The 25,004-nt window shown below is 72.2% G+C and carries 21 protein-coding genes; 14 read left to right on the top strand and 7 right to left on the bottom strand.

Annotated elements, in window-relative coordinates:
- Nucleotides 1-66 precede the first annotated feature (66 nt).
- The 11 genes from N912_RS0125705 to N912_RS0125655 all read left to right on the top strand — a co-directional run bounded on the left by N912_RS0125705 (nucleotide 67) and on the right by N912_RS0125655 (nucleotide 16,505).
- Nucleotides 67-2,112 (top strand): acetate--CoA ligase family protein, encoded by a 2,046-nt coding sequence (locus tag N912_RS0125705; RefSeq protein WP_028924652.1) that lies wholly within the window; start codon nucleotides 67-69, stop codon nucleotides 2,110-2,112.
- A gap of 14 nt (nucleotides 2,113-2,126) precedes the next feature.
- Complete coding sequence (locus N912_RS0125700; protein ID WP_028924651.1) at nucleotides 2,127-3,275, top strand: acyl-CoA dehydrogenase family protein; 1,149 nt, start codon at nucleotides 2,127-2,129, stop codon at nucleotides 3,273-3,275.
- A complete protein-coding gene (locus N912_RS0125695) occupies nucleotides 3,272-4,627 on the top strand; it encodes an MmgE/PrpD family protein (protein WP_028924650.1) in 1,356 nt (451 codons plus the stop codon). The genes N912_RS0125700 and N912_RS0125695 overlap by 4 nt, the downstream gene beginning before the upstream one ends.
- 13 nt (nucleotides 4,628-4,640) lie before the next feature.
- Nucleotides 4,641-6,716: a hydantoinase/oxoprolinase family protein gene (locus tag N912_RS0125690; protein WP_028924649.1), complete on the top strand. Its 2,076-nt coding sequence runs from the start codon at nucleotides 4,641-4,643 to the stop codon at nucleotides 6,714-6,716.
- A 5-nt stretch (nucleotides 6,717-6,721) separates the two neighbouring features.
- Nucleotides 6,722-8,347, top strand: a complete 1,626-nt coding sequence (locus N912_RS0125685) for a hydantoinase B/oxoprolinase family protein (RefSeq protein ID WP_064745393.1) — start codon at nucleotides 6,722-6,724, stop codon at nucleotides 8,345-8,347.
- Nucleotides 8,344-9,753, top strand: coding sequence for an MmgE/PrpD family protein (locus N912_RS0125680; RefSeq protein WP_028924647.1), 1,410 nt, complete (start codon nucleotides 8,344-8,346; stop codon nucleotides 9,751-9,753). Before N912_RS0125685 ends, N912_RS0125680 begins: the two co-directional genes overlap by 4 nt.
- Nucleotides 9,754-10,183: 430 nt before the next feature.
- On the top strand, nucleotides 10,184-10,867 hold the full coding sequence (locus tag N912_RS54610) for a Crp/Fnr family transcriptional regulator (RefSeq protein ID WP_037066630.1): 684 nt from the start codon (nucleotides 10,184-10,186) through the stop codon (nucleotides 10,865-10,867).
- An 87-nt stretch (nucleotides 10,868-10,954) separates the two neighbouring features.
- On the top strand, nucleotides 10,955-11,665 hold the full coding sequence (locus tag N912_RS54605) for a hypothetical protein (RefSeq protein WP_156994013.1): 711 nt from the start codon (nucleotides 10,955-10,957) through the stop codon (nucleotides 11,663-11,665).
- Between the two features lie 10 nt (nucleotides 11,666-11,675).
- Nucleotides 11,676-14,018: a hypothetical protein gene (locus N912_RS0125665; protein ID WP_028924646.1), complete on the top strand. Its 2,343-nt coding sequence runs from the start codon at nucleotides 11,676-11,678 to the stop codon at nucleotides 14,016-14,018.
- A gap of 29 nt (nucleotides 14,019-14,047) precedes the next feature.
- Nucleotides 14,048-15,058 (top strand): hypothetical protein, encoded by a 1,011-nt coding sequence (locus tag N912_RS0125660; RefSeq protein ID WP_156994011.1) that lies wholly within the window; start codon nucleotides 14,048-14,050, stop codon nucleotides 15,056-15,058.
- Nucleotides 15,045-16,505 (top strand): DUF4407 domain-containing protein, encoded by a 1,461-nt coding sequence (locus N912_RS0125655; RefSeq protein ID WP_169747952.1) that lies wholly within the window; start codon nucleotides 15,045-15,047, stop codon nucleotides 16,503-16,505. The genes N912_RS0125660 and N912_RS0125655 overlap by 14 nt, the downstream gene beginning before the upstream one ends.
- A 305-nt stretch (nucleotides 16,506-16,810) precedes the next feature.
- Here N912_RS0125655 and N912_RS0125650 read toward each other — a convergent pair whose 3' ends face one another.
- Nucleotides 16,811-17,401, bottom strand: a complete 591-nt coding sequence (locus N912_RS0125650) for a TetR/AcrR family transcriptional regulator (protein ID WP_028924643.1) — start codon at nucleotides 17,399-17,401, stop codon at nucleotides 16,811-16,813.
- A gap of 99 nt (nucleotides 17,402-17,500) precedes the next feature.
- On the opposite strand from N912_RS0125650, the gene N912_RS0125645 reads away from it, so the two are divergent.
- The gene (locus N912_RS0125645) at nucleotides 17,501-18,121 is read left to right on the top strand and encodes a DUF3159 domain-containing protein (RefSeq protein WP_028924642.1); all 621 of its coding nucleotides are present in this window, start codon (nucleotides 17,501-17,503) and stop codon (nucleotides 18,119-18,121) included.
- Here N912_RS0125645 and N912_RS0125640 read toward each other — a convergent pair.
- The 6 genes from N912_RS0125640 to N912_RS54600 all read right to left on the bottom strand — a co-directional run bounded on the left by N912_RS0125640 (nucleotide 18,097) and on the right by N912_RS54600 (nucleotide 22,962).
- Nucleotides 18,097-18,498 (bottom strand): DUF3224 domain-containing protein, encoded by a 402-nt coding sequence (locus tag N912_RS0125640; protein ID WP_028924641.1) that lies wholly within the window; start codon nucleotides 18,496-18,498, stop codon nucleotides 18,097-18,099. The two genes, N912_RS0125645 and N912_RS0125640, sit on opposite strands and share 25 nt — an antisense overlap.
- A gap of 50 nt (nucleotides 18,499-18,548) precedes the next feature.
- Nucleotides 18,549-18,968, bottom strand: coding sequence for a VOC family protein (locus N912_RS0125635; RefSeq protein WP_028924640.1), 420 nt, complete (start codon nucleotides 18,966-18,968; stop codon nucleotides 18,549-18,551).
- A gap of 72 nt (nucleotides 18,969-19,040) precedes the next feature.
- A complete protein-coding gene (locus N912_RS0125630; protein ID WP_028924639.1) occupies nucleotides 19,041-19,925 on the bottom strand; it encodes an aldo/keto reductase family oxidoreductase in 885 nt (294 codons plus the stop codon).
- A gap of 64 nt (nucleotides 19,926-19,989) precedes the next feature.
- Nucleotides 19,990-20,646, bottom strand: coding sequence for a hypothetical protein (locus tag N912_RS0125625; protein WP_028924638.1), 657 nt, complete (start codon nucleotides 20,644-20,646; stop codon nucleotides 19,990-19,992).
- 34 nt (nucleotides 20,647-20,680) lie between these two features.
- Complete coding sequence (locus N912_RS0125620) at nucleotides 20,681-22,165, bottom strand: FGGY-family carbohydrate kinase (RefSeq protein WP_028924637.1); 1,485 nt, start codon at nucleotides 22,163-22,165, stop codon at nucleotides 20,681-20,683.
- Nucleotides 22,162-22,962, bottom strand: coding sequence for a DeoR/GlpR family DNA-binding transcription regulator (locus N912_RS54600; RefSeq protein ID WP_051580779.1), 801 nt, complete (start codon nucleotides 22,960-22,962; stop codon nucleotides 22,162-22,164). The genes N912_RS0125620 and N912_RS54600 overlap by 4 nt, the downstream gene beginning before the upstream one ends.
- Before the next feature lie 94 nt (nucleotides 22,963-23,056).
- On the opposite strand from N912_RS54600, the gene N912_RS0125610 reads away from it, so the two are divergent.
- Both N912_RS0125610 and N912_RS0125605 read left to right on the top strand, forming a co-directional pair.
- Nucleotides 23,057-24,172 carry a M42 family metallopeptidase gene (locus tag N912_RS0125610; protein ID WP_051580778.1) on the top strand — a complete coding sequence of 372 codons (1,116 nt, stop codon included), beginning with the start codon at nucleotides 23,057-23,059 and terminating at the stop codon, nucleotides 24,170-24,172.
- On the top strand, nucleotides 24,169-24,993 hold the full coding sequence (locus N912_RS0125605; protein ID WP_028924635.1) for a BtpA/SgcQ family protein: 825 nt from the start codon (nucleotides 24,169-24,171) through the stop codon (nucleotides 24,991-24,993). The genes N912_RS0125610 and N912_RS0125605 overlap by 4 nt, the downstream gene beginning before the upstream one ends.
- The last annotated feature ends 11 nt before the right edge of the window (nucleotides 24,994-25,004 follow it).

Genomic DNA, 25,004 nt, shown 5'->3' with positions numbered 1-25,004 from the left:
TCCCGATATTCTATACTCTGCATGACTTCACCATCAGAAGCTCACCGTCGTCGAGGGAGCCAACGCATGGCCGGGATCCTGGGGTTGCTCACCGACGCGGGGATCCCGGTGGCCGCCTCCCGCGAGGCCCTCGACCCCGACCAGGCCGCCCGCCGGGCCGAGGAGCTGGGCGCGTCCGGCGGCCTGGTGGTGAAGGCCGGCGGGCTGGTGCACAAGAGCGACGAGGGCGGCGTGGTGCTGGACGTGCGCTCGGCCGCGCAGGCCCGCGCGGCGGCGGCCGGCCTGCTCGAACGGCTCGGCGAGCGGGCGCTGCCCCTGCTCGTGCAGCGGCAACACGAAGGGCACGAGGTGCTGGTCGGGCTGCGCCGCGAGCCGGGGCTGGGCGCGGTGGTGGTGGTCGGCACCGGCGGGATCCACGCCGAGGTGCTGGCCGACGCGGTGCAGGCGCTGGTGCCGCTGGACCGCGACGGCGCGCAGGCCCTGCTGCGCCGGATGGCCGGCTTCCCGCTGCTGGCCGGGCACCGGGGCTCCCCCGCCCTTGACGTCCCGGCGCTGGTCGACCTGCTGGTCGCGGTGTCGGAGCTGGCACAGCGGCACCCGGAGATCGGCGAGCTGGACCTCAACCCGGTGCTGGTGGGCCCGCTCGGCGAGGGCGTGGTCGCGGTGGACGCGCGCGCGGCGGAGATCGACGTCCCGCTGGCCCGCGCCGTGCACGCCACCGGCCTGGAGCGGATGCTGCGGCCGAGGCAGGTCGCGGTGGTCGGGGTGTCGGACGACCCGACCAAGCTGGGCGCGCGGATCTACCGCTACCTCACCAAGCACGGCTTCCCCGGCCCGGTCTACGCCGTGCACCCGGCCGGCGGCGAGATCGACGGCCGCCCCCGGTACCGCCGCCTCGCCGACCTGCCCGAGGCGCCCGACCTGGTCAGCATCGCGGTGCCCGCCGCCGCCGTGTCCGCCGTGGCGGACCAGGCCGTCGAGCTGGGGGTGGGCGCGGCGGTGGTGCACAGCTCGGGGTTCGCCGAGGTCGGGCCGGACGGCGTGCGCCACCAGGAGGAGCTGGCCGCCGCGTTCGCCGACGCCGGCATCCCGCTGGCCGGGCCGAACTGCATGGGCGTGGTCTCCCCCGGCGAGGGCATGGCCGCGTCGCTGTCCGGCGCGCTGGAGGCCGACGAGCTGGTGGCCGGGAAGGTGGCGCTGCTCAGCGGCTCGGGGGCGTTGGGCAGCTGCGTGGCGTCGCGGCTGATGGCCGAGGGCGTCGGGCTGTCCCGGTGGGTGCACCTGGGCAACGAGGCCGGGCTGGACGCGGCGGCCTACCTGGAGTGGCTGGCCGACGACCCGGACACCTCGGTGGTCGGCATGCTGGTGGAGAACATCGTGGACGGCGAGCGGCTGGTGCGGGCCGGGCGGGCGCTGGCGGCGAGCGGCAAGCCGCTGTTCGCGTTCAACATGGTGCGCGGCGCGGGCGCCCAGGCGGCGGCGATGAGCCACACCGGCGCCATGGTCGGTTCGCACCTGCTGCGCGCCGCCGTGCTCGACGCCGCCGGTGCCGTGGTGGTGCCCACGCTGCAGGTGCTGCAGGACGCCCTCGCGCTGGCCTCGGCCAACGGGCTGCCGCGTGGCGATCGGCTGGTCACGGTGGCCGCGTCCGGCGGGGCGTGCGCGATCGTCGCGGACGCGGCCGACGCGGCGGGCATCGCGCTGCCCCCGCTGCCGGACAAAGCGCGCGAGCGGGCCCGCGCCGCGCTGCCGGACTTCGTGGAGGCCAAGAACCCGCTGGACGTCAGCGCCCAGATCATCGCCCGGCCGGAGGTGCTCGGCGAGGTGCTGGACGCGGTGGTGGACGAGTCCGCCTACGACGCGGCGCTGATCCAGTTCACCACCAACGCCGACCCGGGCGCGGAGCTGACCGCCAAGATTGTCGTGGCGCTGCGCCAGCGGGTCGGGGTACCGATCTACGTGGCCCGGTACGGCGCCGAGGCGCTGGCCCCGGACGCGCACGCGGTGTACGCGGCGGCCGGGATACCGGTGCTGGGCGCGCCCGACCGCGCCGTCGACGCCGTCGTCGCGCTGGCCAGGGCCGGCCGCGTGCTGCGAGCCGTACACGCCTGAGACGGGAGAGCTGGATGGACTTCACCCTGACCGCCGAGCAGCGGGACCTGCGCGAGGCCGCGCTGCGCCTGGCCCGCGACCACTTCGCCCGCGACGCGTTCCGCCGCGACGGCTACGCCTGGGACAGCGCCCGCACGCTGGCCAAGGCCGGTTTCACCGGGATCATGATGTCCGAGGAGGACGGCGGCCAGGGCGGCACGCTGTTCGACGCGGTGCTGGTGATGGAGGCGGTCAGCCAGGTCTGCCCGCACAGCGGCGACGCCGTGCAGGCCACCAACTTCGGCGCGATCCGTCAGGTGTCCGAGCTGGCGTCGGCGGAGCTGAAGCGCGAGGTGCTGCCGGGGCTGTTGGCCGGGGACGCGCTGGTCGCGGCGGGGATGAGCGAGCCCGGGGCCGGATCGGCGCTCACCGAGCTGCGCACCACCGCCCGTTACGACGGCGCGGACGTGGTGCTGGACGGGCAGAAGTGCTGGACCACGCACGGGCCGGAGCTGACGCACCTGGTGGTGTGGTGCCGGTTCGGGGAGCGCAACCGGGACATCGGCGCGGTGCTGGTGCCGGCGGACGCTCCCGGGTTCAGCCGGGGCGCGACCGAGCGGTACATGTCCGGCGAGGCCACCTGCGTGACCTACCTGGACGGCTGCCGGGTGCCTCGGCGGTACGTGCTGGCCGACTCCGGCGCGCTGCGCAGGCTGATGACGGTGTTCGGGGTGGAGCGGACGGGCAACGCGGTGCGCGCGCTCGCGCTGGCCCAGCTCGCGTTCGACAAGGCCGTGGAGCATGCCGGCACCAGGGAGCAGTTCGGGCGGCCGCTGTGTGAGTTCCAGGGGTTGCAGTGGAAGTTCGCGGACATGCTGGTGCAGCTCGAGGCGGCCCGGCTGCTGATCTACCGGGCGGCTGTGGACGCGGGCACCGGGCCGCCGGACCCGATGAACGCCACCATGGCCAAGCTGTATGCGAACGAGGCGGCGTTCAAGGTGGCCAACGAGGCGCTGCAGGTGCTCGGCGCGTCCGGATACTCCACCCAGTTCCCGCTGGAGTACATCGCGCGGCGGGTCAGGGGCTGGATGATCGCGGGCGGCTCGCTGGAGATCCTGCGCAACCGGCTCGCGGAGGGGATCTTCGACAGGCGGTTCAGCCAGCGGGCGGAGGCTCGGCCGTGAGCGCCTCAGGGGCGACGGTTCGGTTGGCCGAGTGGATCGCCGGCGTCAAGGATCCGCTGCCCGACGAGCTGGCGCACGCGGCTCGGCGGGTGTTGCTGGACTACCTGAGCGCGGCGGTGGCCGGCGCTCCGGACCCGGTGGCGCGCGCGGTCCGCGACCACGCGCGCGACAGCGCCCCCGGGAGCCAGGCCACGATCATCGGCGGTGGGAGCGCGGCAGCCGGCGGGGCGGCGCTGGCCAACGGCACCGCGGCGCACGCCCTGGAGCTGGACGACGGCTACACCCCCGGCGGCTCGCACCCCAGTTCGGCCACGCTGCCGGCGGTCCTGGCGCTGGCCGAGCGCGAGCACGCCGACTCCGACGCCACGCTGCGGGCGCTGGCCGTGGCGGTCGAGGTGGCCTGCCGGATCGCGGCGGCCGCGCATCCCACAACCTGGCGGCTGGGGTTCCACAACACCTCGCTGGCGGGCGTGTTCGGCGCGGCGGCCGGCTGCGCCGCGCTGTTGGGCCTGGACGCGGGGCAGACCGCGAGCGCCCTCGGACTGGCCGGATCGCACGCCGGCGGGCTGTTCGAGTTCATCGCGCACGGCTCGGCGGTCAAGCGGCTGCACCCGGGCAAGGCCGCGCGCGACGGGCTGGCCTGCGCGGACCTGGCCGCCCGGGGCGTCACCGGGCCGCCGACGGTGCTGGAGGGCGAGCACGGCTACTTCGCCGCGTTCGCCAGGGGCGAGTGGAGCCCGGACACGCTGCTGGACGGGCTGGGCGAGCGGTGGGCGCTGCGGCGCACGTTCGTCAAGCCGTACCCGTGCTGCCGGCACGTGCACGCCGCGACCGAGGCGGTGCTGGGGCTGCGCGCCGAGCACGGCCTGCGCGCCGAGGACGTCACAAAGGTAGAGGTAAGCACCTACTCGGTGGCCGCCCGCCACAACGGCCGCGACCCGTCCACCCTGCTCGGCGCGCAGATGAGCCTGCCGTACGCGGTGGCCGCCGCGCTGTGCGACGGCGAGCTCGGGCTGCCCCAGTTCACGCCGGAGCGGCGCGCGGCGGCCGACATCGCCAGGCTGCTGGGCCTGGTGCGCGTGGACGCCGACGCGGACGCCGACCGCGAGTATCCGGCGCGGCGGCCCACCGAGGTGCGGGTGTCCCTGACGCGAGGTGACGAGCTGTCCGCCCGGGTGGACCTGCCCTACGGCGAGGCGGACAACCCCCTGGACGACGCGGCGCTGGAGGAAAAGTTCCGCTCGCTGTGCGTCCCGCTGCTGGGGGCCGAGCGGGCCGAGGCGGTGGTTCGCTCGGTGTGGACCGGCGCCGACCCCGGCGACCTGCTGCGGCCGCTCGGCGAGCCGTTCTGACGTGGGAGGACATGTGCGGATCGGGACGGACATCGGCGGGACGTTCACCGACTTCGTCGTGCTGGACACCCGCACCGGCCACATCCGCCTGGACAAGCGGCTGACCACGCCGGACGACCCGGCCCGCGCGGTGGTCGAGGGCCTGGACGCGGCCGGGCCCGAGGTGCTGGGACGGGCGGAGCTGCTCACCCACGGCACCACCCTGGTGATCAACGCGCTGATCGAGCGGACCGGCCGGCCGACCGCGCTGCTGGCCACCGAGGGGTTCACCGACGTCCTGGACATCCGCCGCGAGGTTCGCTACGACGTCTACGACCTGCGCCTGGAGTACCCGCAACCGCTGGTCCCCCGCCGGCACCGCCACGGCGTGGCCGAGCGGCTGCACGCGAGCGGGCGCGAGCTCCGCCCGGTGGACGCTCGACAGGTCCACGAGCTGGCCGACGAGATCGTCGCGGCCGGCGCGGAGTCGGTGGCGATCGCCCTGCTGCACTCCTACGCCGACGGCTCGCACGAGCAGCAGGTGGCCGCGCTGGTCCGCGAACGCCACCCCGGGCTGCACCTGTCGCTGTCCTCGGAGGTGCTGCCCGAGGTCCGCGAGTACGAGCGCACCAGCACCACGGTGGCCAACGCCTACGTCCAGCCGCTGCTCTCGGACTACCTGCGGCGGCTGCGCGACGCGCTGGACCGCCGCGGGTTCGCCGGCCGGTTCTACGTCATGCACTCCGCCGGCGGCGTGATCCCGGTGAGCACCGCGCGGATGTTCCCGGTGCGGGTGGTGGAGTCCGGCCCGGCCGGCGGCGTGATGGCGGCCATTCACATCGCCTCCCGGCTGGGCGTCGCCGACCTGCTCGCGTTCGACATGGGCGGCACCACCGCGAAGGTGGCCGCCGTCGTGAACGGGACCGCCGTGGTCACCCACGACTACGAGGTGGCCAGGACCGCGCACTTCCGCCCCGGCTCCGGCATCCCCGTCTGCACGCCCGTCCTGGACCTGCTGGAGATCGGCACCGGCGGCGGCAGCATCGCCCACGTGGACAGCCTCGGCCTGGTCAAGGTTGGCCCGCGCAGCGCGGGCTCGGTGCCCGGACCCGCCGCCTACGGCCGGGGCGGCACCGAGCCGACGGTCACCGACGCCGACCTGGTGCTCGGCTACCTGGACCCGGACAACTTCCTCAACGGCGAGATGCCGCTGCGCGCCGACCTGGCGCACCGGGCCGTCGGCACCCTCGCCGAGCGCCTCGGCCTCACCGTCCCGCAGGCCGCCCACGCCGTGCGGGAGGCCGCCGAGGAGGCGATGGCCGCCGCCGCCCGCGCGCACCTCGCCGAGGCCGGCCTGGAGCCGACCACGCTGCCGGTGGTGGCCTACGGCGGCGCCGGGCCGGTGCACGGCGTGGGCCTGGCGCGGCGGCTGGGCAGCCCCGCCGTGCTGGTCCCGCCGGCCGCCGGGGTGATGTCCGCGCTCGGGCTGATCCTGGCCCCGGCCAGCTACGAGACCTCGCAGACGTACAAGGTCAAGACCGACGCGATGGACCTGGACGTGATGGACAGGCTGTTCCGTCAGATGGAGAAGGCGGCCGCCGAGCTGCTCCCGCCGCCGCGCGGGGGCGACCGGGTCGACTTCTCCCGCTGGGTGGACATGCGCTACCTCGGCCAGGGCTTCGAGGTCAGCGTCGGGCTGCCCGGCGCCCCGGACTGGCCGACGCTGACCGCCGCGCACATCGCCGAGCAGTTCCGGGCCAGCTACGAGCGCCGCTACCACCGCTCCTACGACGACGTGATCGTGGAGACGATGAACCTGCGGCTGCGCGCCACCGTCACCCCGGCCTCCGGCCAGCCCGCGCTGCCCACCCCGCCGCGCACCGGCCGGGCTGTCCAGGACTGCTGGGTCGGCCACCGCGAGGTGTGGTTCCCCGACCACACGAGCCCGGTCCGGTGCGCGGTGTACGACCGAGGGCTGCTGGAGCCCGGAATGGCGATCCCGGGCCCGGCGCTGATCCAGGAGCGCGAGACCACCACCGTCGTGCACCCGGGGACCGCCGCCACCGTCGGCACCCTCGGCGTCATCACGGTCGAGCTGAGCGGAGCGTGAGCCTCGTGTCGTCACCGAGCCCGGTCGCCGTGGAGACCGCATGGCGGCGACTGCTGAGCATCGCCGACGAGTCGGCCACCGCGCTGGTGCGGGCGTCGTTCTCCAGCGTCATCCGGGACTTCCTGGACTACGCCTGCGTGATCTTCGACGGCACCGGGACGATGCTCGTGCAGTCCGCCCGGTCGACCCCCGGCATGCTCGGCGTGCTGCCCTACACCGTGCCCAACGTGATGGCCGAGTACCCCACCGACACGCTGCGCCCCGGCGACGTGCTGGTGCTCAACGACCCGTGGCTGGCCAGCGGCCACCTGATCGACATCACGGTCCTGTCCCCCGTCTTCCTCGACGACAGCGTGGTCGGCTACGTGGTCTGCTCGGCGCACCACCTCAACGTCGGCGGCCGGCACGCCACCATCGAGAGCCGAGACATGTACGAGGAGGGCCTGAAGATCCCGCTCACCAAGCTCTACGCCGCCGGCGAGCCGGTCGAGCCGGTGTTCGAGTTCATCAGGGCGAACGTGCGCGAGCCGGACAAGGTCATCGGCGACCTGCGCGCGCAGGTGTCGGCGAACGCTTTGATGACGCGCCGAGTGATCGAATTCTTGGAAACGACCGGCCGCACCGAGCTGACGACGCTGGGCGCGGAGATCACCGCCCGCTCCGAGGCCAGCATGCGCGCCGCGATCGCCACCCTGCCCGACGGCACCGCGCGGCGGGAGATCTCCATGACGATCCCCGGGCTGCCCGAACCGGTGCTGGTCCGCCTCGCGCTGACCATCGCAGGCGACGAGCTGACGCTGGACTTCACCGGCACCTCCGAGCAGGTCCCCCGGGCGATCAACTGCACGCTGAACATGACCCGCTCGTACGCCTTCTACATCCTCAAGTGCCTGCTCGACCCGCTGGTCCCGAACAACGGCGGCTGCATGCGCCCGGTGGTGATCACCGCGCCGGAGGGCAGCGTGCTCAACCCGCGCCGCCCGGCCGCCACCTGGGGCCGCACCATGATCGCCCACCACCTGCCGGAGCTGATCATGGACGCGATGGGCCCGCTGATCCCGGACCGCATCCTGGCCTCCAGCGGCGCCACCCCGCTGGCGTACTGCAACCTGGTCGGCGAGCGCGCGGACGGCTCCACGTTCTTCACCATCGTGACCATGCACGGCGGCATGGGCGCGATGGCCGACCGGGACGGGCTGAGCTGCATCTCCTTCCCGGCCAACTGCGCGAACGTCCCCGTCGAGGTGATCGAGAACGAGTCCCCGCTGCTGATCAGGCAGAAGTCGCTGCTGCCCGACTCGGGCGGGGCCGGGCGGCACCGGGGCGGGCTGGGCCAGCGGGTGGAGATCGAGGTGCTGGACGGCGACCTCGGCCCGCGCGGCACGGTGCTGGCCGGGGTGCGCGGCGGACGGCTGGGCGTGCCGGTGCGCGGCGTGCTCGGCGGTTGCGGCGCGGCGGAGGCGACCGTCGAGCTGAACGGCCGGCGGATCGACATCGGCAACCAGGTCGCGCTGGGCCCCGGCGACGTGCTCGCGTTCAACCTGCCGGGCGGCGGTGGCTACGGCGACCCCGCCTCGCGCGACCCGGACAGCGTCGCCGCCGACATCGCCGACGGGCTGGTCACCTCATGAACACCACCGACACGCTGATCGACTGGGCGCTGCACACTCCGGGTGGCCTCCCCGACGAGGTCGGCACCCGGGTGCGGCTGGCGCTGCTGGACACCCTGGGCGTGCAGTTGGCCGGGGCGAACGCCGGCGGCGCGCGCGAGCTGCTGGACCTGGTGACCTACTGGGGCGGGCGCCCGGAGGCCACCGTGTTCGCCACCGGCCAGCGGGTGCCGCTGCACCTGGCCGCCCTCGCGAACGCCACCTGTGCACGGGTGTGGGACCTCGACGACGTGCTGGAACACGCGTTCTGCCACGTCAGCGCGAGCGTGGTGCCGGTCGCGCTGGCCGTCGCGGAGTCCGTCGGCGGCGAGGTCAGTGGCCCGTCACTGGTCGACGCGCTGGCGGTGGGCATGGAGGCGGTGTGCCGGCTGGCGCTGGCGCCCCGGCTGACCTTCACCACCACCGGGGCGTCGCGGACCTACGAGTGCGGCACGTTCGGCGCCACGCTCGCCGCCGCCCGCCTGCTCGGTCTGTCGCACGAGCGCACCCGGCATGCCATGGGCATCGCGCTGGGCATGCTGTGCGGCAAGCAGCAGGGCTACCTCGCCGGCACCCACATGGTCGGCATCGGCCAGGGCATGTCCGCGCACGCCGGCGCGCTGGCGGTGACGCTGGCCGGCCGGGGCATCACCGGGGCGAGCCCGCTGGTCGACGTGCTGGAGGGCCGGTTCGGCTACTACTTCACCACGCACCGCGGCGAGTACGACCCCGAGGTGATCACTTCAGGCCTCGGCTCGACCTGGCACCTGCTCTCCACCAGCGTCAAGCCGCTCTACCCGTGCTGCAAGTTCGCCCACACCTCGATCGCGGCCACGTGTGAGGCGATGCGGGAGCTGGGCGCCACCTTCCAGCGGATCGATCGCATCGAGGTGACCGTCACCGACCGCGAGGCCTACGACCTGACCTGCGCCCCCGGCCCGGACCGGTGCCGCCCGGACAGCCAGGCGGCCGCGCAGTTCAGCATGCCCTACATCCTCGCGGCGGCGGCCGTGCACGGGCGGGTCGGCCTGGAGCAGTTCACCCCGGACGCGCTGCGTGACGAGCGGGTGCTGGAGCTGGCCACCCGGGTCGACATCCGCGCCGAGCTGGACGACGCCGCGGCCGGCCGGCGGGGCGCGCTGCCGATGCCCGGTCAGGTCACCGTGGCCCTGCGCGACGGCACCCGCGTGACCAGGCACGTCACCGTCACGCCCGGACACCCGACCGCCCCCATGTCCGCCTCGGACATCACCGAGAAGTTCCTGGCCTGCGCCGAGTTCGCGCTGCCCGACTGGCCCGGCGCCCTCACCGTGGCCGACGCCGCGCTGGCCCTGGACCGGGCGGACTCCGTACGCCCGCTCCTGGACGCACTCGCCGCCGGGCACTAGATGATCGATTCCGTGAAGGTGGTGCGGTGATGACAAGATCAACGGGATCTGACAGCTGTTCCGTCCGTACCCGGGTAGCCCAGACGTCCCGCTGATCGCAAACGCCACCGCCGTGGATCGCGGATATCACCGTACGTAACCGCGCACCCCGGCCACGGCCAGCCTGTCACGCCGAGATCAACAGCACCGTCGACCACGTCCAAGGGATCGATCATCTAGGCCGGAACACGCCGACGATCATGTGGATAGCTGTCAGTATTGTCGAAGGGCCCCTGTCTTCGGCCGCGATCTTCGCTAGCCATTTTCGGCAATTGCGCCCGCTGCCGTGCGCCGCCAAGGCAACTGATCAGCGCGTATGGCGCCCGAGCACCATTTAGTGTATAACAGCCGAGCGGTTCTAGTAGTTGAGCCTCCACGCAAGGGGAACCCGATGTCGAGGCGTGACGAGTCGGCTCCTTCTACCTGGCGCCCCGACTCCTTGCTCGGCCGATTGTCGGCCTCCGACCGGGCCGGACTGCTTCGCATAGGCACATCTGTCGATCTTGCTCCCGCCCAGCCCATTATTCGGGCAGGCGAGACCGGTGGCGAGGTCTTCGTCATCCTCACCGGCTACGTGAAGATCACCGTGGACACCGAAGAAGGGGAGACGGCGCTACTCGCCATTCGAACGCCCGGGGACATCATTGGCGAACTCAGCGCGTTGGACGAACGACCGCGTTCGGCGACGGCGACCGCCTGTTCCGCGGTCCGAGTGCGGGTGCTCACGCGACCGACGTTCGTCGCGTATCTGCGGGGGAGCCCGACCGCCGCGATCGAGGTCGGCCGGATGCAAGGCGAACGGCTGCGCTGGGCGAACGACCGCCGGGTGGAGCTGTCGACGCTCGGCCCGCCGGCCAGGGTCCGTCGGATCCTCCTCGAACTGGCCCGTGTCTACGGCGGCCGGCCGGGCGTCCGCACGGACGTACCCCTGACCCAACCCGAGATCGCCTCGATGGCCGGGGTCAGCCTGCGCAGCGTCGAGAAAGAAGTCCAACGGCTCCAGGAGGACCGCGTCATCTGCTGCCGCTACGGCCGCATCGAGGTGCTCGACTGGGGCGGACTCGCGGCGACGTAGTCACCTCCGCCAAGCCCGCACCGGTGCGGGGTTCGAACCACCTCAGGGACCGTAGCTTCTTCCTACGCGAAAGACGAAAGGTACCCGATGACCGAAGAAGCCCCGTCGAACGTGCGCCGAATTTGCCTCGCGATCGACGCATGCGGATACAGTTCCGCAGGCGATCAGCGGCAAGTCACGTTTCAGAAAGCTATCGAATCGATCATGAAGGCCGCGACGGCGAACGCACATTTGGACCGTGCCTCGTGGATTGTTCAGCATACCGGCGATGGCGAAGTCTCTGTGCTTCCCGAGCACGAGAACGAAGCCCGCGTGGTCGACGACCTGGTACGCCACATAGTGACGGAACTGCGACGGTTCAACGCCGATCGAATCGAGAGCGCACGCCTTCGACTGCGGATGTCCGTGCATTATGGCCGCCTTTCCCGCACGGCGACCGGCTTCGCGGGGCCGACCCCGGTCCAGACAGTTCGGCTGCTCGACAGTGCGCCCTTGCGCACGGCGCTGGCGGACAACGCACGGTCGGCGCTCGCTCTCATCGTCTCGGAGGGCATCTTCCTCGACAACATCGCCCCCGGGCACACGACGCTCCAGCCACGTGATTTCCGGAAGGTTCGGGTGGCCGAGAAGGAGTTCACCGGCCACGCCTGGATGTGGGTCGCGCCGGCCGAGTCGGTCGACACCGCTCCCGAGACCGGCGCCGCCTCCGCCCCTCCCTCGGAGTCCTCGGCGAGCTATGTCTTCCATGGCCCCGTGACCAACAGCGGTGACCATACGACGTTCGGCCCTCGGTACTGAGGAGCGCCCGATGACCACCCCTCACGACGAGCCCGAACCCGACCACGACCCGGTGCCCCGGAGCGAGGACTCGGCGCCCGAACAGCGAGTCGATGGCGAGCCGGGCGAGAAGGGCACCTCGGCCGAGAAGCCCGACCACGATCCAGCGAGTGCGCCGCCGACCGAGATCGGAGCGGACGAGGTCCGGTCGGCCCAGAACACATACTTCAGCTATCACTTCCATTCCGACGTCAACAACAACGGACCCACGGCGTTCGGACAGTCGGCCGGTGACGGCGCGCGCAGCCGGCGGTCCACGGGCCGCATCCCTGACTACCTCGTCGACCTGGCGCTGCGCTGGTTCGTCCGCCCCGGGAACCTCGACGACGGCGCACGGACGCTGCGCGCCGAGAACCTGCTGATCATCACCGGTTACGAGGGGGCGGGCAAGAAGGCTGCCGGGCTCGCGCTGCTGCGCGAGGTCGGGCTCCGCGCCGACGGCACCTACCCCGAGCTCGTCGGGCTGTCGCCCGCCTCCTCGCTCGCCACGTTGGCCGAGAACACCTTCAGGGAGGACCGCGGGTACCTGATCCAGGACTTCATCGGTGACACCGCCGACGCCGCTGTCCAGTTCTACGACGTCGAGCGGCTCGCCGAGTGCCTCCAGAAGAGCGGCGCGTACCTGGTGATCACAACTCAGGGCAGCCGGCTGCGGGGCCGTGACCTGACTCGCTTCACCCTCCCCCTGCGGCCCCCGACGCCCAGCGCGATCCTGGATCACCGGCTCGAAGGCATGGACATCGACACCGAGACCCGGCAGAGGGCGCGGGCGTACGTCCAGGGCATGAACCGCCCCCGCGAGATTCTTGCCGTCGCCGAGAGAATCCGCGCCGGCGGCCAGCTCGGCGATGCGCTCGAATGCGCCGAGACGGTCGGGCGCACGAGCGTCCACGAGTGGTTCGACGGCGGCCCTGGCAAGCGCGAGATCCTCTACGTCGCGGCCCTTGCCTTTCAGGGAGTACAGCCGGAGCCACTGCTCGAGCTGCGTCTGGAGAACCTCTACCGGCTGGCCATCCCGGAGGACGATGCGACGTGGGCCGAGCGCAGGGAAGGAACCGGCGGATTCGAGCAGCGTAAGCGAGAACATCCGCTGGTCACGTTCTGTCGCCCGGGTGACCGCGTCGATGTGGAGACACCGGACTCGGACAGGGACCACGACGACAGCTTCGGCTGGCCCTCGGGCAAGACCGTGCGGTTTCGATCGCCGCGATACGCCGACTACGTCGTGGAGGAGCTGCACGAACGCTACGGCGCCCAGTTGTGGGAGCCGCTACGGCAGTGGATCGTGGACATCCCTTCTTCCGATCCGACTCCGCACGCCCAGTTACAACTCTCGCGAAGCCTCGCCGGCCTGGCCCGACTCGACTTCGCCGAGGTCTATGCGTCGTTCCTCAACCGCTGGGCGGCGGGAACAGCCCACGAACGCGCGACGGCGGCCCTGGTGTTGTGGTTCATCACCGACCAGGACGAGGGTGAGATGACGGCCGTCGCCCTTCAAACCGCGATGCGGTGGGGCAACGCCGCCGGCCTGAGCCGCGCGGTCACCTCGGCGGCGGCCCTGGGCGGACCGCTGGGCCTGAAGTTCCGGCCGGAGGCCATGCGCAGGCTCTGCTTTCTTGCCCTGCGCGCGCAGCGCATCGGCGTGGTCGCACGGCTCTCCGTCCAGTTCCTGTTCGCCGCCGCCGTGCAGGACGGCCCGGAGAACGCCGCCGACATCCTCCTCACCGTCCGAGGACATCTGGACCGCGCGACGGCGAAGGGGCGCCGGGCGTCCGACGGCCGCTCCGACCGGGATCTGTACGGCACCGACGACCTCTACCGGCTTCAGGAACGCCGAGGGCGCAACGTGGGCACGGCGGCCCAGCCAGCATCGCCCCCGATCGCCGGCGACACCGAGGAGGAGACCTTCGAGGTCGGCTGGAACATTCGCGTCGCGCGAGCCGCACGGTCGCTCGTCGTCTCGCTGCTCACCGCCCGGGGAGCCGACAACATGCCGTTGACGGCGACGATCCTCGTCGAACAGACCGACAACGTGCCGATCCTCGGAGAGCTGTGGGCGGACGTGCTGTGCAGCGCACCGCATCGCACCGACGCGATCGACGCCCTCACCGAGACGCTGCGCGCCGTGGAGCGGGAGCCCGGGGCCCGGGCGTCGGTGACCCGTCTCGGCGCCGCCATCCACGCAAACATGCCAACGGACCACCGCTCGTTGCGCACGAACGATCTGCTCCACGCGTTGAGCGACGAGCGCCGAGGCACCCGCCCCGCACAAGTACTGGTGACGACCCTGCTTTCCGCCGTCCGCGGTTCATAAGCAGAATCATGAAAGGAAAGCGATCAGTCATGACAGAGCCGTACCCCGTCGTGTCGGAGTCGACGCTCGCACCCGCGAAACGACGGATGCTGATGCGTACCCGCGGCCACGACGAGCTCCCCACCCAACGCCCCGGGACGACCCTGGTCTTCTCGACCCCCCAGGGCTACGTCGAGATGCCGGAACGACGCCACCTCAACGGCCGGGAGGACCTTGCCCTCGAGTCCACCGCGGTCTCGGTCATCGACGTGCGACCGCGGACGGTGCAGGTTCCGCTCACCGTGCCGTCGAAGAGCCCTGCCGACGACTTCACCCTCGTGGTCGAGTTCCGCTGCCTGGTCACCGACCCGGAGATCGTCGCGGCGGCCGGCTTGTCCGACATCGCCCCGGCCATCGAGGCCCAGCTCCGGACCGACAGTGCCCTCGTCAACGTGGGCATGAACTACGCCGTATCGGACATCAATTCCGTGCGGGACGTCGCCAACCGCAGGATCAGGGCCGCATGTGCCCTTGAACCGCCCCGAATCGAGGGGATGGACATCGAGCTCGCCAACGTGAAGGTACACACTCCCGAGGACCTCGTGAAATTCGAGAGGCGGATGCGCGACGAAAACTGGGAACAGAAGGTCGTCGAGCTCAAGGGCCGCGGCGAGGACAACGAGGCCAGGCGACTCAAGGAATACTTCGACGGGGGGCCGTCCGCCGTGGCGAGCATCGCGCTGCAGCGCGACAAGCTCGACCTCAACGAAGCCGTGGTCGCCGCCTACGCCGAGGCCAATGCGGGCCGAAAGCAACTGATCGACCTGTTCAACTCGTTGCCGGAGGCATACCGGGACAGCATGGCGATCGACGCGGAACGCATCATCAACTCGGTATTCGACGGCCTGCTCGGCCCAGCACCCGACCGGGCGGACCACCGGCTCGGCGGGGTCGGCACGGCCGCGCTCGATGCCGGCGGCTCCGACCCGGGGTCGGCCGCGACCGACGGCGGCGAGGGTGGGCGCCCTGGTGAGCAGGGCCGGCGCTATGACGACTACTGAGCCCAAGCCGGCGAGTGCCGATACGGACGTCGTCGCGCCCGCTCCCGAGCAACGGCGTCGGGACCGAGCCGAACAGTGCGGACGCTGGCTGCGCGCCCTCACCGGCGTCGACGAGACCCTGCTGGCCTGGGTGCCGGGCGAGCGGGCCCACTACACGGGTCTCGGCGGTGTCGTCCTGGGGACCGCCGCCATCGCGACCATCTCGATGACGATGGCGCTCTCTGAGGTGCTCGGCGGCCTCTCGGTGATCGTCCCACTGCTCGCTCTCGTCTGGGGCGTCTTCATCCTCAACCTGGACCGCTGGCTGGTGTCCCCCGCACCGGGTGACACGTGGGGACGACGGCTCTCGACCTTCCTCCTGCGGCTCGTGCTGGCGTTCTTCTTCGGCGTGATCATCGCGGAGCCGCTGGTGCTGCGCATCTTCGAACCCGCCATCGTCAAGCACATCAACGACGAGCGACAGCGGCAACTCGCCGATCACGAGGATCGCCTGGTTCGCTGCAACCCCGACCCGACGGCCGGCGGCCCGGCTGCCACCGCAAGCCCGGAGTGCGGCGGTTTCACGCTCAACATGCTTGCCGGACAGGTCGCGCTCGCGCAGGAACTCACGGGTCGGGAGCGGGAAGCGCTCGCACTGCGGGCAAGCATCGACGCCGACACCGCCGAACAGTCCCGCCGCGACACCCTGGCCGCCAACGAGTGCTCGGGAACCGCCGGTCCCGGCTCCACCGGTCGCGCCGGTCGAGGGATCGAGTGCCGGAACCGCGAGGCGGAGGCGGCGGAGTTCCGCGTGGCCCACCCTTTGGAGGATCGGACCGCCCGACTGCGGGACCTGCAGGTGGTGATCTCGCGACTGCGAGGCGAGGTCTCGGCCCAGCAGGGAGACTTCCAGGCAAGGCGAACCGCGGCCATCGCCGCGAAGATCGACGAACTGCGTTCCCACTTCGGCCCCATCGGCCTGCTGGAGCGGCTTCGCGCCCTCAACGAGCTGACCGCATCGAACCTCTTCCTGCTCGCGGCGATCTGGTTCACACGGCTCTTCTTCATCGCCGTCGACTGCCTCCCCGTCGCGGTCAAGTTCTTCAGCGGGAAGACACGCTACGAGGACCTTCTCGACAACCGGGGACGGAGCTCCGTCAGGATCTACGAGGAGAACACCCGAGCTGTCGAGGCCGAGATCATCGAGAACCTGAAGACCCAGCAAATACGAACTCGCGCCACGGAGACGATCAAGCGGGAGTCGTCAGATCTCGATGTGCGTTGGCGCAAGGCGAAGCTCCGAATGACGATGGATAATCGAATCACCGAGCTCGCCGAGCGGATGAAGACGAACAGCAACGGTCAAGATTCCCCACCCCCCGAGCCCGCGCCGCTTCGCGACGATACCGTCACCTCGGCCCGGCGGATACCGCCGAACGGCAGACCGATGCCGAAGCATGACGATTAGGGTGAGGGAGAGAACTCTCGATCCCTCTGATGCCACACTGGCATATGTCCAGGGACTGCTGGACCGCACCCGTGAGGAGTCCATAGTGGCTCACAAGTATGTACTATTGAGGCGCGCGGTGTGGTCGCTGGCGATTTGCGATTCCATGCCAGTCCGGACCCGTTACGTCGGATGTCTCAAGGTTTGCTCGCCACGCGCCGTACTTGTCGACGTCCGGCACGTTCCCCGCCTGGGTGGCCGTTGGCCGCCACCGTGACACGGGCGCGGCTCGTACCTCGGCGCCGGTGTTGGTGCTGGCGCGCGCGTCAGGTCAGGCAGCGCTGTACCAGCGGGCCGAACCGGACGGCCAGTTCGTCGACGGGCGCGGAGGCGATCGGCTCGATCCGCACGATGTACCGCACGACCGCGAGGCCCAGGATCTGGACGCTCACCATGCCCGCCCGCATCGCGGCGTCCGGGGTGTCGAGCATCGCCGCGAGCCGGCCGGTGATCTCCCGGTCGATGTACTCGCGCAGCAGCGCCTCGGACCTGCCGTCCGTGGGGGCCGAGCGGGTGAGCGTCATCAGCGGGGCGCGGTCGGAGCGGTCCAGGTTCTCCACCAGCGTTCGGACGATCCGCACGCCGATGCCGTCCACGCCACCGGTGAAGATCGACTCGATGGCCGACGGCACCTGGGCGGACATGTCCAGGGCCGCCGCGAACAGGCCCTGTTTGGTGCCGAAGAAGTAGAACACCATGGCCGGGTCGACACCCGCCTCGGCGGCCACCGCGCGCACGGTGGTGCCGGCGTAGCCGTGCCGGTGGAACAGCGCGCGGGCCGTCTCCAGGATCCGCCGCTTGCTCTCCGCGCCGGAGCGCCAGCGCCCGGGGCGACCGAAGGGTGCGTGTTCCGCCATGTCCGGCACAGCCTAGCGAACTTTCTTCATCGGCCGGTGGAGTTTCACGGCGCGCCTGCGCTACCGTGAACTTCATCGAGCGATGAAGAAAGCGGGCGCATGAGCTTCACCGTCCTGACGCAGAGGTCGCTGTCGCTGTTCGCCGCGGTGGGCGGGTGGCGCACGGTGGCCGAGGCCGTGGCGTCCCGCGCGCTGTTCCTGGTCGCGCACGTGCTGACCGGCCAGGTGGTGACCTCCGCGCTGATCGCGGTCGGCGGCGTGCTCGTGGTCGCGGTGGCCCGGGTGTGGACCGACCGGAAGTACTGGCAGGCGGCCGGTGCGCTGGGTGCGGTGGGGGTGTCGGCGCTACTGGCCGGGGGCACCGGGCAGGCCGTCGACTTCTACCTGCCCGGCGTGGTGATCAGCGTGGTCGCGGGGGTGGTCGTCCTGCTGTCCATGGTGGTGCGCTGCCCGGTGATCGGCGTGGCGGTGGGGGCGGTGCGCGGCGAACGGCTGGGCTGGCGGCGCGACCGCGCGCGGCGGCGGCTCTACCAGGCGTGCACGGCGGTGTTCCTGGTGAAGTACTGCGTCGCCGTCGCGGTGATGGTGCCGCTGTACCGGGCCGGGCAGGTGATCCCGCTCGGCATCGCCAGCACGCTGCTGGGGCCGCCCGCCGCGGGCGTCTGCGTCTACCTGTGCTGGCGGATCCTGCGCGCTCAGGGCGTGTTCTCGACGGTGTAGCGCAGCGTCAGCACGCCGTGGCTGGCCTCGGTGGCGTGGCCGGACAGGCCCGCGAGCTCGCCGGTGCCGGAGCGCGGGACCACCGTGCCGAAGGTGCTCTGCTCCTCGCCCTCGGCCAGGCCGCCGTGCTGGATCACGAACGTGCCGCTCCGGCCGTCCAGCGCCCCTCGGATCCGTTCCGAGGCGACGTAGCCCGCGCCGGCGGCGCCCTGCGCGGTGAGCACCTCCGCGACACCGGTCCCCTCCAGCGCGCCCCGGTAGGTCTTGCGGATCACCACCCTGGTCAGCTTCGGGCCTTCGTCGGGCTCGTCGTACGGCACCTCCTCCCAGGAGTCGATCTCGAACTCGGCCTGGATCGTTCGCTCCGTGTCGGTCATCGGTGTCCAGCCTGCCAGGACGGACTGACAACCTGTGTCAGGATCTGGGTTCAGTGCCGGTGCAGCGAGGGTGCATGGGAGATGCCGACGATGCAGCGTTCGGGCGAGAGCAGCCGGGCCACCGTCTGGCCCCAGGGCTCGGTCTGGGCACGGTGCAGGAGCTCGAACCCGCGCTCCTCCAGCTCCCGCGCCGCGGCGTCGACCGAGGCGATGTCGGCGACCTCGAACTCGATGCTGACCTGCGGTACCGGGCGGTCCGCCGGCCACCGATCGGTCCCGAAGCAGGCCTGGGCGGCCTGGCTCAACGGCCAGACGCCGAAGTGCTTGGCGCCGGCGATCTGGTCGCTGTGGAAGTAGTCGTCGCCGGGCGCGGCCCGCAGCGGGAGGCCGAGGGCGTCGATGTACAGCGCGTGGCTCGCCCCAGGATCCGGGGCGACCACGGCGATGCTGGTGATGAAGAGGATCCGCATGCTCACCGAGCATGGCCACCGCGACCGCCCCGGTCTTGAACGAACCGGCCATCGGCGTGTGTCGCTCCAGGCCTACACATTCCCGGCGGGCCTGCCGATGGCGTCCAGTCGGGCGAGTTCGTCGTCGGGCAGCATCAGGGCGGCGCCGGCGACGTTCTCCCGAAGGTGCGCGACCGACGAGGTGCCGGGGATGAGCAGGATGTTCGGCGAGCGGCGCAGCAGCCAGGCCAGCGCGACGGCCATCGGCGTGGCGCCGAGGCGGGCGGCTACCGCGTGCAGCTCCTCGGACTGCAGCGGGGAGAAGCCGCCGAGCGGGAAGTACGGCACGTAGGCGATGCCGCGCGCGGCGAGGGCGTCGACCAGGCCGTCGTCGGCCCGGTTCGCGATGTTGTAGTAGTTCTGCACGCACACGACCGGCGCGATGGACTCCGCCTCGGCGATCTGCTCGGCGTTGACGGTGCTCACGCCGAGGTGCCTGATCAGGCCTTCGCGCTGGAGCTCGGCGAGCGCGCCGAACGGCTCGGCCAGCGAGCCCGGGGTGGGGCTGTCCAGCCCGCCGACCCGCAGGTTGACCACGTCGAGCGCGTCCAGCCCGAGGTTGCGCAGGTTGTCGTGGACCTGTGCGCGCAGCTGCTCGGGCGCCCGCGCGGGTGGCCAGTTGCCGGCCGCGTCGCGCGCCGAGCCGACCTTGGTCACGATGCGCAGGCCGTCCGGGTAGGGGTACAGGGCCTCCTTCAGGATCTGGTTCGTGACGTGCGGGCCGTAGAAGTCGGCGGTGTCGATGTGCGTGATGCCCAGGCGCACGGCCTCGCGCGCCACCGCCACGGCGCCGTCACGGTCGGCCGGCGGGCCGAACACGTGCGGGCCGGCCAGCTGCATGGCGCCGTATCCCATCCGGGTCAGCGTCAGGTCCTCGGCCAGCGTGAACGTCCCGCCGGGAAGCGTTGTCGTCGTCATGTCTTCACGGTCCGCCGCGCGGCGCCGGGTAGGGAGGGCCTGTCGATCCCTGGATGCGCGGCGCTCAGGTGATGGCGCTGTCGAAGTAGGACAGCACGCCGCGCGCGCCGTGCACGGCGAAGTCGGCCTCGGGGGTGGTCGTGCCGGTCACGGTGTCCACGGCGGCGCGCAGGTGCACGTCCACCAGCTCGTGCAGCAGATGCCACCGTGCGGTCGGGTCGGCGGCGCCGAGCGCGGACGGGGCGAACTCGCGGGTGACCGCGTCGGCGGCGGTCCGCAGCGCGCTCAGGGCCTCGTCCAGGCGCGCGCCGTCGTCCGCGACCAGGTCGCCCGCCGCGTCGAGCACCAGCCGCGCGGCCCAGCCGGCCTCCTCCACATGGTTGCCCAGCCAGCGGCGGCGCCGGTAGATCGTGCCCAGGTCGCCCCATCGCTGGCGGGCGGCCTGGCGGGAGTGGCCGGTGACCGCCGCGAGGTCGGCCAGGCTCGCGCCCAGCCAGACCGCGGACTCGGCCCGTCTGGTGATCGCCTCGGACAGCGCGTCCTGGACGGCGGCGCCGGCGTCCAGGGCCGCGCGCAGCGCCGTCAGGGCGTCGTGCCGCCGCGCGCGCTCGTCGCCGACGTCGCCGGACTTCGCCCCGGGATCGGCCACCGTGACACCGGCGCCGGCGCCCGCGCTGGCCGCGCGATCGATGAGATCGTCAACTGACAACGTGAGGTTCACACCAACAAGGCTAGAGCACCTGTAAACGAGATATTCACAGTGCACGCAACCGGGCCAGGTCGTGCAGGTCGGAGCGCAGGGCCTGGTAGCCGTTCCGGTAGACCTGGTACAGCCGGTCGTAGCGTTCCCGATGCTCCGGGCGGGGCTCCAGCCGCAGCCGGACCGGGTTCCAGGCTGCGGTGTCCACGCCGAGCGCGTCGGCGGCGATCCGGGCGTCGCCGTAGCAGGCGCCCACGCTCAGGGTCGGGATGTCCTGCGGCCGGCCGGTGACGTCGCTGACGATCTGGGGCCAGAGCGCGCCGGTCGCGCCGCCGCCCACCGCGAGCAGCCGGCGCGGCGGCGCCCCGGCCTCGGTCATGGCGGCCAGGTTGTGCCGCACGCCGTACGCCACGCCCTCCAGCGCGGAGCGGTACAGGTGCCCCCGGGTGTGCCGCAGGGTCAGGCCGATCCACACGCCGCTGGCGGCCGGGTCGGCGATCGGGGTGCGCTCGCCGGCGAAGTACGGCAGCAGCACCAGGCCCTCACTGCCGGGCGGCACCTCGGCCGCCTCGGCCGTCAGCGCCGGGTAGTCCGCGCCGGTCAGCTCCCGCAGCCAGTTCGTGACCAGCCCGGAGGTGGCCATCCCGGCCGCGCAGGAGTACCCGTCGGCGACCCGCGCGGCGTTCGTCCACAGCCCCGGATGGCGCACCCGGCCCGCGGTGTGCTGGATGAAGAACATCGTCGAGCCGTACATCAACATCAGGTCGCCGGGCTCGCGCAGGCCGACGCTGTAGGCCTCGGCCATCGCGTCGATGGTGCCGGCCAGCACCGGGATGCCCGCCGGCAGCCCCAGCTCGCCGGCCACATCCGCGCGCACCGTGCCGGCCCGCTCCCCCGGCCACAGCAGCCTCGGCCGCGACAGGGATCCAGGCGCGCACTCGCGCCACGCGTCGTCCCACCAGTCGTGGGCGTCCAGCGCGTACATCGGGTCGGCGGCGCTGGCGGAGTAGCGGTCCATCACGTACTCGCCGGTCAGCCGGTGCACCACCCAGCTCGACGCCTGGAACCACCGCCGCGCGCGGCTCCACACGTCCGGCTCGTGCCGGCGCACCCAGAGCAGCTTGGGGCCGATCGCCTGGCTGGTCAGCGGGTTGCCGGCCGCCTCGGCAACCCGGTCCGCGCCGAGCAGTTCGGTGAGCGTGCCGATCTCCGCCTCGGCGCGGGTGTCGATGCCGTAGAGGATCGCCGGGCGCAGCGGCCGCCCGTCCGCGTCGGTCAACAACAGCACCGGGCCGATCCCGCTCACGCACAACGCCCGTACCCCGCCCAGCCCGGGCCGCAGCGACGCGAGCAGCGAGCGCACGTCCGCCCACCACACGCCCTCCGGGCCGTGCTCGAAGAACCCCGGGCGCGGGTTCTCGGTCCGGTGCTCCACCGTCGCCGAAGCGACCACCGTGCCGTCCTCGGACACCAGCACCGCCTTGGACGAGCTGGTGCCGATGTCCAGCCCGCACACCAGCCCGGTCCCAGCGGACGTCACGGCCCCACCTCCGGGTCCACCAGCGCGGGCGGCCCCGCCGGCACCGGCACCCGCCGCAGCGTCGACCCGTACGGCCGGGCACTCTCCTCGGACAGCTCGTCGTCGGTGAGCACCAGGTCCACCTCGGCCAGCCCGGCCACCCGCACCAGCGCCCGGTGGCCGAACTTGCTGGAGTCCGCGCACACCACCCCGGTGTCGGCGGCGGCCAGCATGGCGCGCTTGAGCGGGACCTCCAGGCCGTTGGTGTTCGTGATCCCGGCCTCCGGGTCGATGGCGTCCGCGCCCAGGAACGTCAGGTCCACCCGCACGTCCGCGAGGAACGCCTCCGCCGCGGGCCCGGCCAGCGTGAACACCGAGCCGAGCAGCTCGCCGCCGGTGACCAGCAGCCGCAGCTCGGGCACCGAGGCCAGCATCTTCGCCGCGCGCAGGTCGTTCGTGACCACCGTGAGCCCGCGCCGGGCGCGCAGCGCCAGCGCCACCTGGTACGTCGTCGAGCCGCTGTCCAGGATCACCGACATCCCGTCGGTGACCAAATCGAGCGCCGCGACCGCGATGGCCGCCTTCTGCGCGAGCCGCTCGTGCTGCTTGACCGTGTACGGCACCTCCGCCACCGCCCGCCCACCCGAACGCGCGCCGCCGTGCACCCGGTCGAGCTGGCCGGCGCGGGCCAGGGCGTCCAGGTCGCGGCGGATGGTGGAGGAGTCCACGCCGAGGTCGGCGGCGAGCACCCTGGCCTCCACGTGCCCCTCCTCGGCCACCCGGCGCAGGATCTCGCGACGGCGCGCGCTGGTCAGCATGCAGGCAGCCTAAGCGAAACCGTGCAGCTCGCTTGCGCGGCTGCACGTTTTCGTGCACGCTAACGCGAGTTGTCACACGGAAGGGGTAAGGCGAGTGGCCGCTTGGGATCCCGGCGCCGACCCGCTCGGGCTGGTCAGGGGCCTGTCCGGGATCGCGGCACCGGCCGGCCACGAGGACCGGCTGACCGCGTTGGTGAGCGAGCACCTGAGCGCCCGTGGCCTGGACCCGGTGGTCGACCGGCTGGGCCAGGTCGCGGTGACGATCAACGGTCGCGGCGACGGGCCGAGGACGCTGGTCACCGCGCACCTCGACGAGCTGGGCCTGGTGGTGCGCGGCCTGGACGCCGATGGCTGGCTGCGGGTGCACCGCCTCGGCGGGATGCCCGAGCGGGTGCTGCCCGGCGCGCGGCTGGTGGTGCACACCCGCGACGGCGACCTGCCCGCGGTGGTCGGGATCAAGAGCCACCACCTGACCCCGGCGGAGGAGAAGTACGTGGCCCGCCCGGCCACCGACCTCTACCTGGACGCCGGCTCGGGCGAACTGGGCGTCCGGGTCGGCGACCCGGTCACCTACGCCCCGGAGTTCGACGAGCTGGCCGGCGGGCGCTTCGCCGGCAAGTCCCTGGACGACCGGACCGGCGTCGCCGCCCTGCTCCGCTACGTCGACCGTCTGCTGGAGAGCCCGCCGCGCCAGACCGTGCACGTCGGCTTCACCACGCAGGAGGAGTTCCACGTGCGCGGCGCGCTGGCGCTGGTCGCGCGCTTCTCCCCCGACGTCGTCGTCAACGTCGACGTCGCCCCCGCCACCGACACCCCCGACCTGGCCGGCGCGGGCGCGGTCCGGCTCGGCGGCGGGCCGACGCTGTCCCGGCTGTCCTTCCACGGCCGGGGCACCCTCGGCGGCCTCATCCCGCACCCCGGCCTGGTCCGCGCGGTGGAGCAGGCCGCCGCCTCGATCGGACAGACGCCCCAGTACGACGCCATGGTCGGGATCATCACCGACGCCGCGTTCGTGCCGATGGCCAGCGCCGAGGGCATCGCCGCGGTCGGGGTCGGCATCCCGGTCCGCTACACGCACTCACCGGTGGAGACCGCGCAGCTCTCCGACCTGCTGGACACCACGGAGCTGCTGGTCGCGCTCACCGACCGGATCCGGGACGAGGACCTGGCCCGGGGTTCGGCACAACTTCGCAACGGAGGGGCCGCATGACTGCCATCAAGGAGCTGTTCGGCAAGGACAAGGCCATCATCGCGATGGCGCACTTCCCTCCGCTGCCCGGACAGCCGCTGCACGACGCGACGGCGGGCGTGGCCGGCTGCATCGACGCGGTCCGCCGCGACCTGGAGCACCTGGTCCCCAGCGGGGTGGACGCGGTGATGTTCTGCAACGAGGGCGACCGCCCCTACCGCACCACCGTCGGCCCGGAGACGACGGCGTTCATGGGCGCCGCGGTGGCCGAGCTGTCCCGCGACCTGCCGATCCCGTTCGGCGTGGACGTCCTCTGGGATCCGATCGCCGCGCTGGCCGTCGCGAACGCCACCGGCGCGAAGTTCGTCCGCGAGGTCTTCACCGGCACCTACGCCGGCGACTTCGGGCTGTGGAACACCGACCCGGCCGCCACCCTGAGCTTCCGCCGCCAGATCGGCGCCGAGAACGTGAAGATGTTCTACAACATCACCGCCGAGTTCGCCGCCCCGCTGGCGCCGCGCGAGATCGGCCTGACCGCCCGCTCGGTGGTGTTCAGCTCGCTGGCCGACGCGGTGTGCGTGTCCGGCGTGACCACCGGCACCGGCGTGGACCTGGGCCAGCTCCGCGACGCCAAGGACGCCGTCGGCGAGGTCCCGGTGATCGCCAACACCGGCGTGCGCCCGGAGACCGTCGAGCAGATGCTGTCCGTCGCGGACGGCTGCATCGTCGGCACCGCGTTCAAGCGCGACGGCGTGACCTGGAACGAGGTGGACCCCGTCCGGGTCCGCCGGCTGGTCGAGGCCGCCGCCGAGAACGGCGCCTGGACACCCCGAAACGCCTGAGAAGATGAGGA

The organism is Actinospineispora acaciae DSM 45401, from assembly GCF_000620785.1.
GTDB lineage: Bacteria > Actinomycetota > Actinomycetes > Mycobacteriales > Pseudonocardiaceae > Pseudonocardia > Pseudonocardia acaciae.
This window is presented reverse-complemented; position numbering and strand designations above follow the sequence as displayed.

Bases quoted from the DNA above. Each gene is read 5' to 3' on its own strand.
- N912_RS0125705 (WP_028924652.1), top strand. From the start codon at position 67: ATGGCCGGGATCCTGGGGTTGCTCACCGACGCGGGGATCCCGGTGGCC.
- N912_RS0125700 (WP_028924651.1), top strand. From the start codon at position 2,127: ATGGACTTCACCCTGACCGCCGAGCAGCGGGACCTGCGCGAGGCCGCG.
- N912_RS0125680 (WP_028924647.1), top strand. From the start codon at position 8,344: ATGAACACCACCGACACGCTGATCGACTGGGCGCTGCACACTCCGGGT.
- N912_RS54610 (WP_037066630.1), top strand. From the start codon at position 10,184: ATGTCGAGGCGTGACGAGTCGGCTCCTTCTACCTGGCGCCCCGACTCC.
- N912_RS54605 (WP_156994013.1), top strand. From the start codon at position 10,955: ATGACCGAAGAAGCCCCGTCGAACGTGCGCCGAATTTGCCTCGCGATC.
- N912_RS0125665 (WP_028924646.1), top strand. From the start codon at position 11,676: ATGACCACCCCTCACGACGAGCCCGAACCCGACCACGACCCGGTGCCC.
- N912_RS0125660 (WP_156994011.1), top strand. From the start codon at position 14,048: ATGACAGAGCCGTACCCCGTCGTGTCGGAGTCGACGCTCGCACCCGCG.
- N912_RS0125655 (WP_169747952.1), top strand. From the start codon at position 15,045: ATGACGACTACTGAGCCCAAGCCGGCGAGTGCCGATACGGACGTCGTC.
- N912_RS0125650 (WP_028924643.1), bottom strand. From the start codon at position 17,401: ATGGCGGAACACGCACCCTTCGGTCGCCCCGGGCGCTGGCGCTCCGGC.
- N912_RS0125645 (WP_028924642.1), top strand. From the start codon at position 17,501: ATGAGCTTCACCGTCCTGACGCAGAGGTCGCTGTCGCTGTTCGCCGCG.
- N912_RS0125640 (WP_028924641.1), bottom strand. From the start codon at position 18,498: ATGACCGACACGGAGCGAACGATCCAGGCCGAGTTCGAGATCGACTCC.
- N912_RS0125635 (WP_028924640.1), bottom strand. From the start codon at position 18,968: ATGCGGATCCTCTTCATCACCAGCATCGCCGTGGTCGCCCCGGATCCT.
- N912_RS0125630 (WP_028924639.1), bottom strand. From the start codon at position 19,925: ATGACGACGACAACGCTTCCCGGCGGGACGTTCACGCTGGCCGAGGAC.
- N912_RS54600 (WP_051580779.1), bottom strand. From the start codon at position 22,962: ATGCTGACCAGCGCGCGCCGTCGCGAGATCCTGCGCCGGGTGGCCGAG.
- N912_RS0125605 (WP_028924635.1), top strand. From the start codon at position 24,169: ATGACTGCCATCAAGGAGCTGTTCGGCAAGGACAAGGCCATCATCGCG.